The organism is Xanthomonas cannabis pv. cannabis (assembly GCF_000802365.1).
In the GTDB taxonomy this organism is placed as follows: domain Bacteria; phylum Pseudomonadota; class Gammaproteobacteria; order Xanthomonadales; family Xanthomonadaceae; genus Xanthomonas; species Xanthomonas cannabis.
This window is the reverse complement of sequence record NZ_JSZE01000026.1, coordinates 26,995-42,118: the sequence shown is the minus strand read 5'-3', so window position 1 is coordinate 42,118 and position 15,124 is coordinate 26,995. Positions and strand designations below refer to the sequence as shown.

Below are 15,124 nucleotides of genomic sequence, written 5' to 3'. Positions count from 1 at the left end.
CGTTGCTTTCCACTGTCGTGACAGGACTCTTGCCCATGAATGCGCCACTCACCATTGCCGTTGCCAAGTATCCGATCGGCCGGCCGAAGGACGTCGACGCCTTCGCTGCGCGCATGGCGGCGCTGGTCGGCGAGGCCGCCGCGGCCGGTGCACACGTGGCCGTGCTGCCGGAATATCTGTCGCTGGAGCTGGCCGCCACGTTCGGGACGCAGGTGTCTGCCGGCCTGCCCGAATCGCTGGCTGCGCTCCAGGCGCTGCGGGGGCGCTGGCTGGAGCTGTTTGCCGGCCTGGCGCGGCAACATCGGCTGCACCTGATCGCGGGAAGTTTTCTGCTGGATCTGGGCCAGGGCCGTTACCGTAACCGCAGCGACTGGTTCACGCCCGCCGGTGCTCACGGTTGGCAGGACAAGCTGCAGCTCACCGGGTTCGAAAAGGCCACCGGGCTGATCGAGCCGGGCGATGCGCTCAAGGTGTTCGACCTGGACGGCGTGCGCGCGGCGATTGCGATCTGCTACGACAGCGAATTCCCGTTGCCGGTGCGGGCGCAGTACGAGGCCGGCGCGCGCCTGCTGATCGTGCCCAGTTGCACCGACACCGCCGCCGGCGCCACCCGGGTGCGGGTCGGCTGCCTGGCGCGGGCGCTGGAAAACCGCATGTTCGTCGCGCAATCGGTGACTGCGGGCGAGGCGCCATGGAGCCCGGCGCTGGACGTCAACACCGGCGAAGCGGCAGTGTTTGCGCCGATGGATGTTGGCTTTCCGGAAGACGGCGTAGTGGCGCAGACCCGGGGCGAGGCGGTCTGGGCGTACGCGGCGCTGGATGTCGCTGCCTTGGAGGCCAGCCGCGCGCAGGCGCAGGTGGCCAACGACCGCGATTGGCCCGGCCAGTGGGCGGCCGGCCTGGCGCGTGCCCGGCTGGCGCCGTGGGAGTGAGCGTGCGGTGATCGCGGCCGCGGCTTGGGCGCGGCGCCGCGTTAGCACCGCCTCGCCACGGTCCGTTCTGTGACGACGGCGCCCACCGGTGCGGCGGCCGTGGTGTACTGGCGGTCTTCTTCCGCACCGTTGCCCACCTGCTCAATGGCCAAGAAAACCCTGATTCCGCATAGCGTCCGGCTGGAGTTCACGCCTGGCGCACTGGTGCACAGCAATCTTTCCGGCGCGGCGTTCACCGACGACTGGCTGTGGGTCGCCGGCGACGAAGCCTGTGCAGTGGACCGGCTGCGCAAGCTGCCGCCCGGCCAGCGCGAGAGCTTGCGCTTCGGCGAGGGGCAGAGTTTTCCGCTGGCCGAGCTGCTGGACCTGCCCGGCGGCGATGCCGAGGAAGCTGACCTGGAAGGCATGGGCCTGTCGGACGGGTATCTGTGGGTGGTCGGCTCGCACGGGTTGAAGCGCAAGAACGCCAAGCCCGGTCGCGACGATGCCGACAACGCCAAGCGCCTGAGCAAACTCAAACTCGATGCCAACCGCCGCCTGCTGGCCTGCCTGCCGATCGAGCGCGATGCTGACGGCACGCCGCAACTGGTGCGCGAAGCCGCCGACGGTCGCCGCGCGTTGCGGCTCAAGGGCGACGCCAGGCATAACCAGCTCACCGAGCTGCTGGCCGACGACCCGCATTTCGGCCCGTTTTTGAAGATCCCGGGCAAGGACAACGGCTTCGATATCGAAGGCATCGTGGTGGATGGCCAGCGCCTGCTGCTGGGCCTGCGCGGGCCGGTGCTGCGCGGCTGGTCGGCGCTGCTGGAGATTGCGGTGGAGGCGCATGGCGACCACCTGCGCCTGGCACCGCTGGACGAGGACGGCACGCTGCTGCGCAAGCACTTTCTGCAGTTGGGTGGGCTGGGCATCCGCGACCTGCATTACTCCGGCGACGATCTGTACCTGCTGGCCGGGCCGACGATGGTGTTGAACGGCGAAATCCGCCTGTTCAAGTGGCCGGATGCGCGCAGCGCGCTGGCCGCCAATCGCGCGCCGGTGCGCTTTCAGCACGCGCTGCTGGCGTCGGCGGTGCTGCCGCATGGCACCGACAGCGACCGCGCCGAAGCCATCTGCAACCTGCCGCCGCAACTGGCCGGCGCCACGCCCAGCTGGCTGGTGCTGTACGACGCGCCCGGCCCGGCGCGCAGCGGCGGCGATTGCGTGGTGTACGGCGACCTGCTGCGCAACCGCTGAACCGGCGGGCCGGGCAGGGGCCCGCTGCGCAAGGTAAAATCGGCGCACTCCCGTTTCGCCGAGCGCTCCATGACCTGCCGCACCCGCTTCGCTCCCAGCCCCACCGGTTACCTGCACATCGGCGGCGCCCGCACCGCCCTGTACTGCTGGCTGGAGGCACGCCACCGTGGCGGGCAGTTCGTGCTGCGCATCGAGGACACCGACCGCGAACGCAGCACCCAGGAAGCGATCGACGCCATCCTGGAAGCGATGGACTGGCTGGGCCTGCACTACGACGAAGGCCCGATCTACCAGACCCAGCGCGTGGCCCGCTATCAGGAGGTCGCCGAGCAGTTGCTCTCGCAGGGCAAGGCGTATTACGCCTACGAGACCCGCGAAGAGCTCGACGCGATGCGCGAAGCGGCGATGGCCCGGCAGGAAAAGCCACGCTACAACGGCGCCGCCCGCGAGCAGAACCTGCCGTACCGCGACGACCCCAATCGCGTCATCCGCTTCAAGAATCCCATCGGCGGCAGCGTGGTGTTCGAGGACCTGATCAAGGGCCGCATCGAGATCGCCAACAGCGAGCTCGACGACATGGTGATCTTCCGCCCGGACGGCTTCCCCACCTACAACTTCGCGGTGGTGGTGGACGACTGGGACATGGGCATCACCGAGGTGATCCGCGGCGACGACCACATCAACAACACCCCGCGCCAGATCAACATCTATGAAGCGCTGGGCGCACCGGTGCCCAGGTTCGCGCACATGCCGATGATCCTTGACGAACAGGGCGCCAAGCTGTCCAAGCGCACCGGCGCGGCCGACGTCATGCAGTACAAGGACGCCGGCTATCTGCCGCATGCGTTGATCAATTACCTGGCGCGCCTGGGCTGGTCGCATGGCGACCAGGAGCTGTTCACCCCGCAGGAACTGCTGGACCTGTTCGACGTCAAGGACGTCAATTCCAAGGCCGCGCGCCTGGACATGGCCAAGCTGGGCTGGGTCAACCAGCACTACCTCAAGACCGACGACCCGGCCAGCATCGCTCCGCAGCTGGAATACCAGCTCGCCAGGCTGGGCATCGATGTCGCCGCCGGCCCGGCCGCCGCCGATGTGGTGGTGGCGCTGCGCGAACGCGTGCAGACCTTGAAGGAAATGGCCGAAAAAGCCGTGGTCTGGTACCAGCCGCTGGAAACCTACGACGAAGCGGCGGTGATGAAGCACCTCAAGCTGGGCGCAGAAGTGCCGCTGGGCAAGGCGCGCGAACTGCTGGCGGCACAGAGCGAATGGAGCGTGGAGACCGTCTCGGCCGCGTTGCACGACGCGGCCGCCGCGCTGGAGCTGGGCATGGGCAAGGTGGCCCAGCCGCTGCGCGTGGCCATCACCGGCACCCAGGTCAGCCCGGACATTTCGCAGACGGTGTACCTGGCCGGACGCGAGGGCGCCTTGAAACGCATCGATGCGGCACTCATCAAGATAGGGGCGGGCTGACCGCCGGAGCCTGTGATGAAAACCAACGAACACGCCTGCACTGCACCGCATCACCATGTCGACGACGCCAACGGCTTCGTGCGCGCGGTGGAGCGCGCCTGCAGCGAGCGCGGCCTGCGGCTGACGCCGATCCGCGCCAATGTGCTGCGGCTGATCGCCGACGCCGGCAAGCCGGTCAAGGCCTACGAACTGCTGGACTGGGTGCGCGAGGGCAAGGGCGTTGGCGCCGACGCTCCGCCCACGGTGTACCGCGCGCTGGATTTCCTGATGGCCAACGGCTTCGTGCACAAGCTCGAGTCGGTCAACGCCTTCGTCGCCTGCCACCACCCCAATAGCGCCCAGCACTCGGTGCCGTTCCTGATCTGCGACCGCTGCCATAGCGCGGTGGAACTGGAAGACCGCGAGGTGGTGGCGCAACTGGAAGCGCGCGCCAAGGCGCTGGGCTTCCAGCCGCAGGCGCAGACGCTGGAAGTGCACGGCCTGTGCGCCAAGTGCGCGGTGGCGGAGTGACGATCGCCTGGGAAACAGGCGATTTTATCTAGTCGGCGGCAATAGACACACGCGGTACTCCGCTGCCCGTGAATACGTTCTGCTGCGCGTACAGCATTTCGGATTACGCGTCCGGGAAGTCCTCATCGCCCGGGGCGCTCCTACAGGGACGGATTGCTTGCGCTGGATCGGTGCGCAGACGTTGCCTCCACCGGTCGCTCGCGCTGTTCTGCGCGGCAGCCTCATGCCGCTTCGGTCGCATCCGGGGCGCTGGTGCGCAGCCGCTGTGCATCGCGCGCCGGGGGGGCGCCCAGGATGCGCGCGTAGTCGCGGCTGAACTGCGAGGCGCTTTCGTAGCCGACCCGGAAGCCGGCGTCGGCGGCGGTGAGTGCCTCGGCCACCATCAGCCGGCGCGCCTCGTGCACGCGCAGGTGCGAGCGGTATTCCAGTGGCGTCATCGAGGTCACCGTCTTGAAATGCGCATGGAAGGTGGAGCGGCTCATGGCCGACAGGTCCGCGATCTGCTCGATGCTGAAACGCTGCGCATAGTGCTCGCGCAACCAGACGATGGCCTTGGAGATCTGGTTGAGCCGGCTGTCGGCGATGGCCATCTGGCGCACCACCGCGTTGGCGGGATCGGCCATCAGGCGGTACAGCAGCTCGCGGGTCACCAGCGGTGCCAGCGCGGCGATTTCCTGGGGTCGGTCGAGCAGGCGTGCCAGCCGCACGGCGGTGTCGTGCAGCGGCGGCGTGCTGTGGTTGAGCAGCAGGCCGGTTGCCGCAGCGTCGCGTTGCGGCTCGGCCAGTTCGGGGTGATGGATGGCCAGCTCGCTGAGTACCGCGGTGTCCAGATCCAGGCAGAAGCACAGGTACGGTTGCGCGGCGCTGGCCTGGGTGACCGAGCCGACGATGGGCAGATCCACCGAGGCCACCAGATACATGTCCGGGTGATAGTCGTAGGCCTGCGCGCCCAGCATCGCGCGCTTGCGGCCCTGCGCCACCAGGCACAGCATCGGCGTGTAGATGGTCGGGATGGACAGCGTTTGCGTGGAGCTGCGCATGATCTGCAGCCCGGCAATCGCGGTGGCATGCAGGCCGTCGGCGGGCGCATGCCGTAGTAACAGGGTGCTCAACTCGATCGGCGAAGACATGCGTAACTCGTCGATGGTGCAGGGCGGCCCGGCCGCGACGGGCCGATCGTACAAGACCGCAGGTCATGCGGCCGGCAACGGGGTTGGCGAACGCAGCCGCGTGCACGCGCTCGCGCGCGTGGTTACCGTCGCGACGGCCTGCCGGCGGCGCGGCAGGCGCTGATAGCGCGCTCACGTGCGCGCCGTATCATGGCGGCCCGCTCCCGTGCCTGCGCCACCCATGCCTGCCAAGCCCTTGTCCCTGCCGACGCCAACCACCCCTGCCGAGTGGAAACGCCTCGAAGCTGCAGCCAGCGCAGAGCTCGCACGGCGAACCGCACAGGCGCATCAGCAGATCCTGGGGCTGTTGAGCACGCATGGGCACCTGTTGAGCGATGCGCAGCGCCGCAGTCTGCACAAGCGCCTGCGACGCGGCGGGCGTTGAGCGTGTGCCGCCGGGCGCCTGAGGCCAGGCGCCGCGCCGTGGACTGCGGCAGCGTGAGCCGGGATGCAGACGACCGGCGCGATCAGGTCGCTGTAATAGCGCTTGCCGGTGTAGTGCGCCGACAGTTGCGCCCACGCGGCGCCATCGTCGTAGCCGAGCTGGAGATTGGCCAGCGTTCGAGCCGGGCCCACCACCTGCTTGTCGCGAATGGCCACCACGGCGCTGCCGGCCACGTCATCGTCGTCGTGGGCGTCGTTCGAGGAGCTGCTGCCGCAAAGCGACCAGTGCGGCAGGAGATTCCAGCTGGCCGCCAGCTCCACTCCCTGCAAGGTGACGCCGCCGACGTTCTGCAGCACGGTCTGGTTGCCCACCACCGCCGCGCTGATCGATGAGGCCAGCAGGCGATTGCGGGACTGCACGTGGTAGGCGGTGATGGCGCTCTGCACGGAGGCACCGGTGTGGCGGAAGCCCGGTTCGGTGGTGGCGGTCTTTTCCGGTTTCAGCGGCAAGGCCGCAGGCAAGGCGGCAGGGGAGTGGCATGGGCATGGAGTGACTCGCTGAGGGATGAGCTGTCGAGCAGCAGCCATGTCCTGCGGCAAGCGGCCTGATCGGTTTCTGCGGTGCGTCAGTGCTGCGCGTGCATACGGCTGCTCAACCCATTGCAGCGCCGTTGCATTCAACAGCGCTGGTGTCACGCGCCTGGTCACGCGGCGCAAACCAGGCGCAGGCGCTCACTCCCGCGCAAGGTGCGTCACTCCCACGGCGGCCGCGTGCCCAACCGCTCCAGCAGGAAGTCCACGAACGCGCGTACCCGTGGTGGTTGCAGCCGGCGCGCCGGCATCACTGCGCTGATCTGCGAGGCGGGCGGCGGGTAGTCGGGCATGACCGCGACCAGGCGACCGCTGCGCAGTTCGTCGGCGATATGCCAGTACGAATGCACGGCGATGCCCTGGCCGGCCACCACCGCATCGCGCACCAGTTCGCCCAGGTTGCTCTCGAAGCGGCTCTGCATGCGCACGCGCACCAGCCCGCCGTCGGGCGTCTGCAGGGTCCACACATCCTGGCGGCCGTCGCGGCCCATCAACAGCACGCCGGCGTGCTGCGCAAGTTCGTCCGGGGTGCGCGGCGTGCCGTGGCGATGGAGATAGTCGGGCGAGGCGGCGAGGGTGCGGCGGTTGTCGGCGATGCGCCGGGCCACCAGCCCGGAGTCGTCCAGCGGGCCGATGCGGATTGCCAGGTCGAAGCCCTGCCTGACCAGGTCCACCACGTCGTCGCTCAGATGCGCGCTGATGCGCAGGCGCGGGTGGCGCGCCTGGAATTCGGTGAGCAGCGGCGACACGAACTGCCGTCCGAAGGTGGCCGACAAGGTCATGCGCAGGACGCCGCCGACATCGTGTGCGCTCTCACGCAGATCGTCGGCCAGCGCCTCCAGATCGTCCACCAGCACCCGCCCGCGGTCGGCCAGCTGCTGGCCTTCGGCCGTCGGATGCAGGCGCCGCGTGGTCCGGTGCAGCAGGCGCACGCCGAGCTCGCGTTCCAGCCGCTTCAGGCGTTGGCTGGCCACTGCCACCGACAGGTCCAGGCTGTGCGCGGCGGCCGTGATCGACCCCAGGTCCAGCACGCGCAGGAACAAGGCGATGTCGCCGAGCCGGTCCATGCAATTCTCAACCATTTGTTGAAAGTGAATCAGGATAACAGGGCTGTTTGCACAGGACAGCGCGGCGCAGGCTGTCGGCAATCCTTGCTGGCCAACGCCCATGTCCGCTGTAGCGTCTTCCCGTTTCCCGCCAGCACTGCTGGCATTGACCATCGGTGCCTTCGGCATCGGCACCACCGAATTCGTGATCATGGGCCTGCTGCAGCAGGTGGCCGGCGATCTGGGCGTGTCGCTCAGCGCCGCCGGCCTGCTGATCAGCGGCTATGCGCTGGGTGTGTTCGTTGGCGCGCCGGTGCTGACGCTGGCCAGCGCCCGCCTGCCGCGCAAGGCGGTGCTGGTCGGGTTGATGCTGATCTTCACCGTCGGCAACGTGGCCTGCGCGCTGGCGCCGGACTACACCACCCTGATGGTGGCGCGCATGCTGACCTCGCTCGCGCACGGCACCTTCTTCGGCGTGGGCGCGGTGGTGGCGACCTCGCTGGTGCCGCCGGAGCGGCGCGCGTCGGCCATTTCGCTGATGTTCGCCGGGCTCACCGTGGCCACCCTGCTCGGGGTGCCGGCGGGTGCCTGGCTGGGCCTGCAACTGGGCTGGCGGGCCACGTTCTGGGCGGTGGCGGTCATCGGCGTGCTCGCCACTGCGGCGGTGGCGCTGTGGGTGCCGGCGGCCGCAGGCGCGGCGGCGCCGGTGCCGTGGCGGCAGGAAGTGGCGGTGCTGGCACGCGGCCAGGTGCTGCTGGCGCTGGCAATGACGGTGGTGGGCTATGCCGGGGTCTTTGCGGTGTTCACCTACATCCAGCCGATGCTGGTGCAGGTCACCGGGTTCGCGCAGGCGGCGGTGTCGCCGGTCCTGCTGGTGTTCGGGGTGGGCATGATCGTGGGCAACCTGCTCGGTGGCCGGCTGGCCGACCGTCGCCCCACCGCCGCGTTGCTGGGCAGCCTGGGTGCCCTGGTGCTGGTGCTCGCGGCAATGGGATTGGTCCTGCACAGCAAGACCGCGATGGTGGTCTTTGTCGGTCTGCTGGGCGTGGCCGCGTTCGCCACGGTGGCGCCGTTGCAGCTGCGCGTGCTCGAACACGCGCGCGGCGCCGGCCAGAACCTGGCCTCCAGCCTGAACATCGCCGCGTTCAATCTCGGCAATGCGTTGGGTGCGTGGCTGGGCGGGGTGGTGATCGCCACACGGGCCGGGCTGGTGGCCACCCCGTGGGTCGCCGCGCTGCTGACGGCCATTGGCCTGGCCATCGCGCTGTGGAGCGTGCACCTGCAACGTCGGCGCGCTCTCGGGTCGGCCGGTTGTCTGCAGGCACGCTGACGCTGCGCGGCGATCACGCTCCGCGTGCCGCAGGCCTGGTGCTGCGCGCAGGTGGTGGCGGGGTGCGCTGTCTTGCCAGTGACTTGGCGATGCGCCGGCGCTGACCGGCATCGCGTCTTCTTCCAACCCAAGGAGTTCTGCAATGGAGACACGTTTTCTCGGTCGCTCCGGCTTCAAGGTTCCGGTGCTCGGCCTGGGTGCGGGAACATTCGGCGGCAAGGGGCCGCTGTTTTCGGCGTGGGGCGACACCGATGTGGCGCAGGCGCGGCGCATGATCGACGTGTGCCTGGACGCGGGGCTCAACCTGTTCGATTCCGCCGATGTGTATTCCGACGGCGCTTCGGAAGACATTCTCGGCCAGGCGCTGCAGGGCCGCCGCGATCAGGTGATCGTTTCCACCAAGACCGGCCTGCGTCTGGGCGAAGGCCCCAACGATGCCGGTGCTTCACGCTTCCGGTTGTTGCGTGCGGTGGAGGCGTCATTGCGGCGTTTGCGCACCGACTACATCGATCTGCTGCAGCTGCATGCCTTCGACGCGTTGACGCCGATGGAAGAAACCCTGTCCACGCTCGACGGTTTGGTGCGCGCGGGCAAGGTGCGTTATCTGGGTGCGTCCAATTACGCCGGTTGGCAGCTGATGAAATCGCAGGCCGTGGCCGACGCGCACGGCTGGAGCCGCTTCGTTGCCAATCAGACCTATTACTCGCTGGCCGGGCGCGATTACGAGTGGGAACTGATGCCGCTGGGCATCGACCAGGGCATCGGCGCGGTGGTGTGGAGCCCGCTCGGCTGGGGGCGGCTCACTGGCAAGCTGCGGCGTGGCCAGCCGCTGCCGCAACACAGCCGCCTGCATGCCACCGCTGCGGCCGGGCCCGCCATCGACGATGCGCGCTTGTTCGACATCGTCGACGCGCTGGACGCCATTGCCGCCGAGACCGGCCGCAGCGTGCCGCAGATCGCCATCAACTGGCTGCTGCAGCGGCCCACCGTGAGCACGGTACTGATCGGCGCCCGCGACGAAGCGCAACTGCGCGAAAACCTCGGCGCAGTGGGCTGGTCGCTGACCGACGCGCAATGCGCCCGTCTGGATGCGGCCAGCGCAGTAGAGCCGCCGTATCCGTATTACCCCTACTGGCGCGGACACTTCGCCGAACGCAGCCCGTTGCCGGTGTGACGCGGGCTGCACCATTGCGCCACGCTGCATGGGGGCGGCGACAGCGTGGCGCGCTGCATCGCAGTCGTCTCACAACGGCCGGGCCGCGCGTGGAATCACCTCGGGCCTGATCGCTCCACACCCTCAGTGCCCTGCAACTGCCTGCAGTTGCCCATTGCAGTTGCTACCAAGTCGTAGCCGGCCCGCGAGCAGGCCGCGCCAGCGCTGAAGCAGTCGTGCAAGCGCCGGGCGTACCGACCTTGCAGATGGTCTCGTTGCCCAGGCACGGCCCGCGTGATGGCCGGGCGCCAGCACGCGGGACGGCTGCCGCCGTGGATCACCTGCGGCCGGTCACCAGCGGTAGGCCACCGACATCTGGTATTGCCGCCCGGCGATCGGCCGGCCCATGAACACCCCGCCGGTGGCAGCGCCGGGCACGCGCACATTGCCTTCGGTGAGCCCCAGCGTGTCGGTGACGTTGCTGCCGCTGGCGGTCACTTCCCAGTGATCGCCCACATGCAGATTGGCGCCGATATCGACCATGTCGTAAGACGGCAGGCGCTGGCTGTTGGCCAGGTCCGCAAAGCGCTCGCCGATGTACGAATAGGTGGCAAACAGCTTGAGGTCGCCGAACGGCAGCATCCAGTAATAGCTCGGCGTGAGCCGGAATTGCCGCTTGGGTTGGCGCATCACCTGGTTGCCGGTGAACTCGCGATAGTTGCGATAGTTCGCATCCAGCCACACCCCGGTACCGGCCAGCTCGAAGCCGCCGAACGGGCGGATGGCGCCTTCCACTTCCAGGCCGCGCGCGCGCGAATCGCCGACAGCGGTGAAGTTCTGGCCATTGGACAGGAATGCCTGAAACGGCGAATTCTTGAACGTGTTGTAGAACGCGGTGAGATACAGGTCGTAGCTGCTGGCGCCCGACTTCAACCCCAACTCGTATTGATCCACTTCCTGCACGCGGTTCTGTCCATCGCGCAGATTGTCGAAGCCGGGGAACTTCACCCCCGAGTTGACCCGCGCAAACAGGCTGTTGTTCTGGTCGAGCGTGAAGTTCAGGCCGGCTGTCCACGAAAACGCTTCATCGTCTTGATCGATGCGCCGTGTGGTGGCCAGTGCCAACGAGGTGGCGTTGTCGTAAAGCGTGGCGGGGTTGCCGTCCAGGTCGACGGTTGCGGTGTCGTGCACATCGCCGGTGACACTCTGGCGCTCATAGCGCGCCCCCAGGTCCAGGCGTAGGCGCTCGTTGAGTTCCCACTCGTCGGCAACGAAGGCGGCGATATTTTCACCATCGTACTTCGCGCGCAAATTGAAGAAGGCCGTGCTGGTAAATCCCTGGCGGGTGGCTTGGCGCCCGTCGTCCAGCGCCACGTCGATGCGGCGCGCATTGTTCTGGGCCGTGAGCAGCATGGTATTGCCCAGGTACCATGTGTCGGCCGACGAATACTTGGCGTAATACGCGCCCACGGTGAGCGTATTGCCGGCAAACAACTCGCGGCTCAGGCGCAGGTCGTTGGTGAAGGAGTTCAGACGCTTGTCCACCGACCACCAGCCGGCTTCGAGCACCTGTTGATCTGCATCCACTGCACCGCCGCCATTGGTGTAGCTGGCGCTACCGCCGCTGCCGTAGCTTGCAATGAAATCGCTCAAGCGCTGCGGTGCGTCGCCGGTGAACAGCGCATAGGTCGGTGCGCTGCCACTCATCACATTGAAGCGGTCGGCAACGGTCCAGCCGCCGCTTTCCCAGTTCCATTCGCCGCCGAATACATCGATATTGACGCCGCGCCCGTCGGCCAGGTCGCGCCGCAGCGTCTGGCCATTGGGCCCGACCAGCAGATCGACGTTGCGGAAGTCGCGGCCGAGCAGGGTGCCGGTCTGCGCATTCAGGCCGGGAAAGCTGGACAGATCGTTGCCGTTGTTGCGCGAGAGCAATGGAATGGCGGTGTAGAACGCGTTGTTGTCGTCGGTATGCCGCGCATAGAACGACAGCTCGCCGCTGTCCCAGCGTTTGCCCAGGGTGGCGCTGAACTGGCCGCCCTTGTCGGCAGCGAACTGCGGGTCGCGCACGCCGTCGGTTTCGCGGAAAAAGCCGCCTACGCTGTAGTACCAGCCGTTGCCCATCGGCCCGCTGTTGAAGACGTCGATGCGACGCAGTGCGTTGTTGCCGCCGGTCAGGCGCACGCTCCCTTCGGGTTCGTCCTGGCCTTTTTTCTGGATGAAATTGACGGTGAGGCCAGGCTGGCCATTGGAGAAGATCGGGCTGGAGCCGCCACGCAACACTTCCATGCGCTCGACCGTATCGTCGACGCGGAACAGCGTGGAATTTTCCAGGAACGACAGGGTCGGCGGCGGGAACAACGGCGAGCCATCCAGTTGCATGGTCACGAACGGCGCATCGCCCTCGGACGGCATGCCGCGCACGAAGATGTTGGCGCCGGTGCCGCCGCCGCTCGGCTCGGCCCACACGCCGGGCACGATCTTGAGCAGGTCGGCGGTGCTTTGCGGCACCGCCTGCTGGATCTGCTCCGGGCTGGCGGTGGTGATCGAAAAACTGGCATCGCGTTTGGCCAGGCCCTTGAAGCGCGCGGTACCGCTGACGATCACTGCATCCAGCGTGGTGGCGTCCTGGGATCCCGCGGCGGGCGCGGCGGTCTGCGTGTGGCCATCCGGTGCCAGCAGCACGGCGGCGATGGCAAGCGAGAGGGTGTAGCGGGGTGAGGAAAAACGCATGCGCATGGTTCCTTGGTCTCGGTGCAAGAACGCTGCCGTGCCCACGCAGTGGCGCGCATGCAACGGCAGGCAGTGCATGCGCGCGCCCGCGCTGTCGCGTCGCTGGGCGCCCCCTGTCAGCGCAGTGCAATGAAGTTTTAACCCCAGATGCGCCGCAGCCTGTTGTGCGACGCAGCAGCTACGGCCTCGGTGTGTCGCTGCCCGCATGGCAGGGTGTGCCTGCGCTGTGGCGACCATCACATCCTGCGTCCCACGCGTCGCATGCAGTGACGGACGCAACTGCCTGCGTCAGTGCAGTGCCAATGCGCCGCGCGCCGGTACGTCGATACCGCGCATAAAAGAGGCCGCCCGAAGGCGGCCTCGCTTCCAGTCAGCGGGGGAGAGAGACCGCTGTCAGAAGAACATCCGCACGCCGAACGAGGCGCTGCGGCCGGGAAGCATCACGTCGTCCTTGAGGAAGGAGGTATGCACGCGCGCGTCCTGGTTGGTCAGGTTGTTGCCGTCCAGGAAAACTTCCCACGCGTTGCTGCCGTGGTCCACGTGATACGCCAGATGCGCGTCGACGAAGGTGTAGCCGTCGGTCGGGGTCTCGTTCACCGCCACCTTGTCCTGCTTCAGCGTGCGCGTGGCGCCGAGCGAGGCGCGCCACTGGTCGGCGTTCCAGCGCATCTGCGCACCGAAACGGCCAGGCGCGATACGCGGCAGGTTGCCGCCGTCCTTCAGGCGCGCACGCACGGTGTCGCCGAATACGCGCAGGTCCCACGCACCGGTGTCGTTGTTGGCCAGGTGGAAGGTGGCTTCGCCTTCGAAACCGTGGAAGATCGCGTCGGCCTGGGTCCACTGGCGGATCGGCAGGAAGTCGTTGTCTTCTTCGTTGAACCACTGGCCGCCGGTATCGACGATGTAGACGAAGTCGTTGTAGCGGTTGTAGTACGCCGCCACCTTGGCATCCACCCACTCGTTCTGGAAGTTCAGGCCCAGCTCGGCCTGGTTGGCCTTTTCGGTCTTCAGATCGGCATCGCCGATCTCGAAGGCGAGCGTGGCGATGTGCGGGCCGTTGGCGAACAGCTCTTCCTCGGCCGGTGCGCGCTCGGCGTGGTCGAGGTTGGCGGTCAGTCGCCACTGTTCGTTGAAGCGGAAGCCACCGCTGGCCGAGAAGCTGGTCGGGGTGAAATCGCGGTCCACACCGATGTCGGTCTTGTACTTGACCTTGTCCACGCGCGCACCGACCTCGGCGGTCACCCGTTCCCAGCTGTTGCGCGCCACGGCGAAGGCGCCAAGCGAGCGGGTATCGGTCTTGGGCACGAAGGATTCTTCGCCGATCGCCTGGAAGGTGGTGTCGCTGCCCTGCAGGCCGAACGCAGTCTGCCAGCCGCCGCCGAAGGTGAAGGATGCTTCCACGCGGCCTTCGTTGGCGCGCTTGGTGAACACGGTGCCCACTTCGTCGCCTTCGAACTCGGTATGCGCGTAATCGGTATGGCCGAAGCTGTAGCGCAGCGCGCTGCCTTCGCCCCACGGATCGGTCAGCCCGCCCTTGAGGTCGTAGCGGTCCTGCTGCAGCTTCAACGAGACGCCGCGCTCGCCGATGGACGGGTCGCCTGGCTCGCCGGGGTTGCCGTAGTTGTCGCGGAACCGCGATGCCGACAGGCCCACGAAGCCCCAGTCTCCGGACAGCGATGCGCCGATCGAGCCCACCTTGGAATCGATCCAGCTGTTGAGCTGGCGGCCCTGCGGGGTGTCGTAATCGTTCTGGTTGCGGTACACGCCATCGGCATGAACCGACAGACCGCTGCCATTGCCGGCGTCGACGCGGAACATGTCGGTGTTGCCGTCCTTGTCGCCGCCGTCGAAGCGCACTTCGGCGCGCCCGCTGAAGCCGTCCACCGGCGTTTCGGCAATGCGGCCATCGACCACGTTGACCACGCCGCCAATCGCGCCGGAGCCATACAGCAGAGTGGAGGGCCCCTTGAGCACCTCGATCTGGTTGGCCAGGAACGGCTCGATCGCCGGCGAGTGGTCCTGGCTGACCGTGGAAACGTCCTGGGTGGACAGGCCATCGCGCAGCACCGCCACGCGCGGGCCGTCCAGGCCGCGGATGATCGGCCGGCCCACGCCGGGGCCGAAGTTGGAACTCTGCACGCCCGGCAGGCTGGCCACCGTCTCGCCCAGGCTGGAGCTGCGCACTTCGTCCAGGCGTTCGCCGGCCAGCACCTCGACCGGGCGGCTCAGCTCACCGGCGGCATCGCGCAGTGGGCTGGCGGTGACGACGACCTTGTCCAGATCCTTGATATGGCGGCCGCTGGAGGGCGTGGCGTCGTGCCGGGTGTCCGAGGACGGTGGCGTCTGCGGATCGCCAGCGGCCGACGCGTCGTCTGCCATGGCCAGGGCGGGGGACAGCAGGCCGGCCAATGCCAGCGAGAGGGCGGAGCGGCGCAGCGAGGGAACGAGGGAGGGGGACATATCGACCGGACTCTCAGAATTGTTACTGTATATCAATAGGATGGCGCAGCTTGCCTGCTGCGCCGACGGGCAAGACCCGCCCTGCGCGATGCAGTGATGCGGGGCTG

Annotated in this window: 12 protein-coding genes; 7 read left to right on the top strand and 5 right to left on the bottom strand. The window is 67.8% G+C overall.

The window, feature by feature from the left end:
• The first annotated feature begins 35 nt into the window (after nt 1-35).
• From OZ10_RS06360 to OZ10_RS06345, 4 genes are all read left to right on the top strand, one after another.
• Nucleotides 36-932: a carbon-nitrogen hydrolase family protein gene (locus tag OZ10_RS06360; RefSeq protein ID WP_039564210.1), complete on the top strand. Its 897-nt coding sequence runs from the start codon at nt 36-38 to the stop codon at nt 930-932.
• Nucleotides 933-1,076: 144 nt separating this feature from the next.
• On the top strand, nt 1,077-2,168 hold the full coding sequence (locus OZ10_RS06355; RefSeq protein ID WP_039564208.1) for a DUF3616 domain-containing protein: 1,092 nt from the start codon (nt 1,077-1,079) through the stop codon (nt 2,166-2,168).
• 69 nt (nt 2,169-2,237) lie between these two features.
• Nucleotides 2,238-3,641 (top strand): glutamate--tRNA ligase, encoded by a 1,404-nt coding sequence (gltX, locus tag OZ10_RS06350; RefSeq protein ID WP_039564207.1) that lies wholly within the window; start codon nt 2,238-2,240, stop codon nt 3,639-3,641.
• A 15-nt stretch (nt 3,642-3,656) separates the two neighbouring features.
• Nucleotides 3,657-4,151 (top strand): transcriptional repressor, encoded by a 495-nt coding sequence (locus tag OZ10_RS06345; protein WP_024939899.1) that lies wholly within the window; start codon nt 3,657-3,659, stop codon nt 4,149-4,151.
• A 221-nt stretch (nt 4,152-4,372) separates the two neighbouring features.
• On the opposite strand, the gene OZ10_RS06340 is transcribed toward OZ10_RS06345, so the two are convergent.
• On the bottom strand, nt 4,373-5,281 hold the full coding sequence (locus OZ10_RS06340; protein ID WP_039564224.1) for an AraC family transcriptional regulator: 909 nt from the start codon (nt 5,279-5,281) through the stop codon (nt 4,373-4,375).
• 220 nt (nt 5,282-5,501) lie between these two features.
• Between OZ10_RS06340 and OZ10_RS20560 the strand changes: the two genes are divergently transcribed.
• The gene (locus tag OZ10_RS20560; RefSeq protein ID WP_068835704.1) at nt 5,502-5,705 is read left to right on the top strand and encodes a hypothetical protein; all 204 of its coding nucleotides are present in this window, start codon (nt 5,502-5,504) and stop codon (nt 5,703-5,705) included.
• Here OZ10_RS20560 and OZ10_RS06335 read toward each other — a convergent pair.
• Together OZ10_RS06335 and OZ10_RS06330 are read right to left on the bottom strand one after the other, a co-directional pair.
• Complete coding sequence (locus OZ10_RS06335; RefSeq protein ID WP_236726956.1) at nt 5,609-6,214, bottom strand: TonB-dependent receptor domain-containing protein; 606 nt, start codon at nt 6,212-6,214, stop codon at nt 5,609-5,611. The genes OZ10_RS20560 and OZ10_RS06335 overlap by 97 nt on opposite strands.
• A 242-nt stretch (nt 6,215-6,456) precedes the next feature.
• Complete coding sequence (locus tag OZ10_RS06330) at nt 6,457-7,362, bottom strand: LysR family transcriptional regulator (protein ID WP_039564203.1); 906 nt, start codon at nt 7,360-7,362, stop codon at nt 6,457-6,459.
• Nucleotides 7,363-7,462: 100 nt separating this feature from the next.
• On the opposite strand from OZ10_RS06330, the gene OZ10_RS06325 reads away from it, so the two are divergent.
• Both OZ10_RS06325 and OZ10_RS06320 read left to right on the top strand, forming a co-directional pair.
• Complete coding sequence (locus OZ10_RS06325) at nt 7,463-8,671, top strand: MFS transporter (RefSeq protein WP_039411292.1); 1,209 nt, start codon at nt 7,463-7,465, stop codon at nt 8,669-8,671.
• A 142-nt stretch (nt 8,672-8,813) separates the two neighbouring features.
• A complete protein-coding gene (locus OZ10_RS06320) occupies nt 8,814-9,845 on the top strand; it encodes an aldo/keto reductase (RefSeq protein WP_039564199.1) in 1,032 nt (343 codons plus the stop codon).
• A 330-nt stretch (nt 9,846-10,175) separates the two neighbouring features.
• On the opposite strand, the gene OZ10_RS06315 is transcribed toward OZ10_RS06320, so the two are convergent.
• Nucleotides 10,176-12,557, bottom strand: a complete 2,382-nt coding sequence (locus OZ10_RS06315; protein WP_039564223.1) for a TonB-dependent receptor — start codon at nt 12,555-12,557, stop codon at nt 10,176-10,178.
• A gap of 393 nt (nt 12,558-12,950) precedes the next feature.
• Complete coding sequence (locus tag OZ10_RS06310) at nt 12,951-15,017, bottom strand: TonB-dependent receptor (protein ID WP_039411296.1); 2,067 nt, start codon at nt 15,015-15,017, stop codon at nt 12,951-12,953.
• Nucleotides 15,018-15,124: the final 107 nt, after the last annotated feature.

Excerpts from the sequence above, each read along its gene's own strand:
- OZ10_RS06360 (WP_039564210.1), top strand. The coding sequence starts at position 36 with ATGAATGCGCCACTCACCATTGCCGTTGCCAAGTATCCGATCGGCCGG.
- OZ10_RS06355 (WP_039564208.1), top strand. The coding sequence starts at position 1,077 with ATGGCCAAGAAAACCCTGATTCCGCATAGCGTCCGGCTGGAGTTCACG.
- gltX (WP_039564207.1), top strand. The coding sequence starts at position 2,238 with ATGACCTGCCGCACCCGCTTCGCTCCCAGCCCCACCGGTTACCTGCAC.
- OZ10_RS06345 (WP_024939899.1), top strand. The coding sequence starts at position 3,657 with ATGAAAACCAACGAACACGCCTGCACTGCACCGCATCACCATGTCGAC.
- OZ10_RS06340 (WP_039564224.1), bottom strand. The coding sequence starts at position 5,281 with ATGTCTTCGCCGATCGAGTTGAGCACCCTGTTACTACGGCATGCGCCC.
- OZ10_RS20560 (WP_068835704.1), top strand. The coding sequence starts at position 5,502 with ATGCCTGCCAAGCCCTTGTCCCTGCCGACGCCAACCACCCCTGCCGAG.
- OZ10_RS06330 (WP_039564203.1), bottom strand. The coding sequence starts at position 7,362 with ATGGACCGGCTCGGCGACATCGCCTTGTTCCTGCGCGTGCTGGACCTG.
- OZ10_RS06325 (WP_039411292.1), top strand. The coding sequence starts at position 7,463 with ATGTCCGCTGTAGCGTCTTCCCGTTTCCCGCCAGCACTGCTGGCATTG.
- OZ10_RS06320 (WP_039564199.1), top strand. The coding sequence starts at position 8,814 with ATGGAGACACGTTTTCTCGGTCGCTCCGGCTTCAAGGTTCCGGTGCTC.
- OZ10_RS06315 (WP_039564223.1), bottom strand. The coding sequence starts at position 12,557 with ATGCGTTTTTCCTCACCCCGCTACACCCTCTCGCTTGCCATCGCCGCC.
- OZ10_RS06310 (WP_039411296.1), bottom strand. The coding sequence starts at position 15,017 with ATGTCCCCCTCCCTCGTTCCCTCGCTGCGCCGCTCCGCCCTCTCGCTG.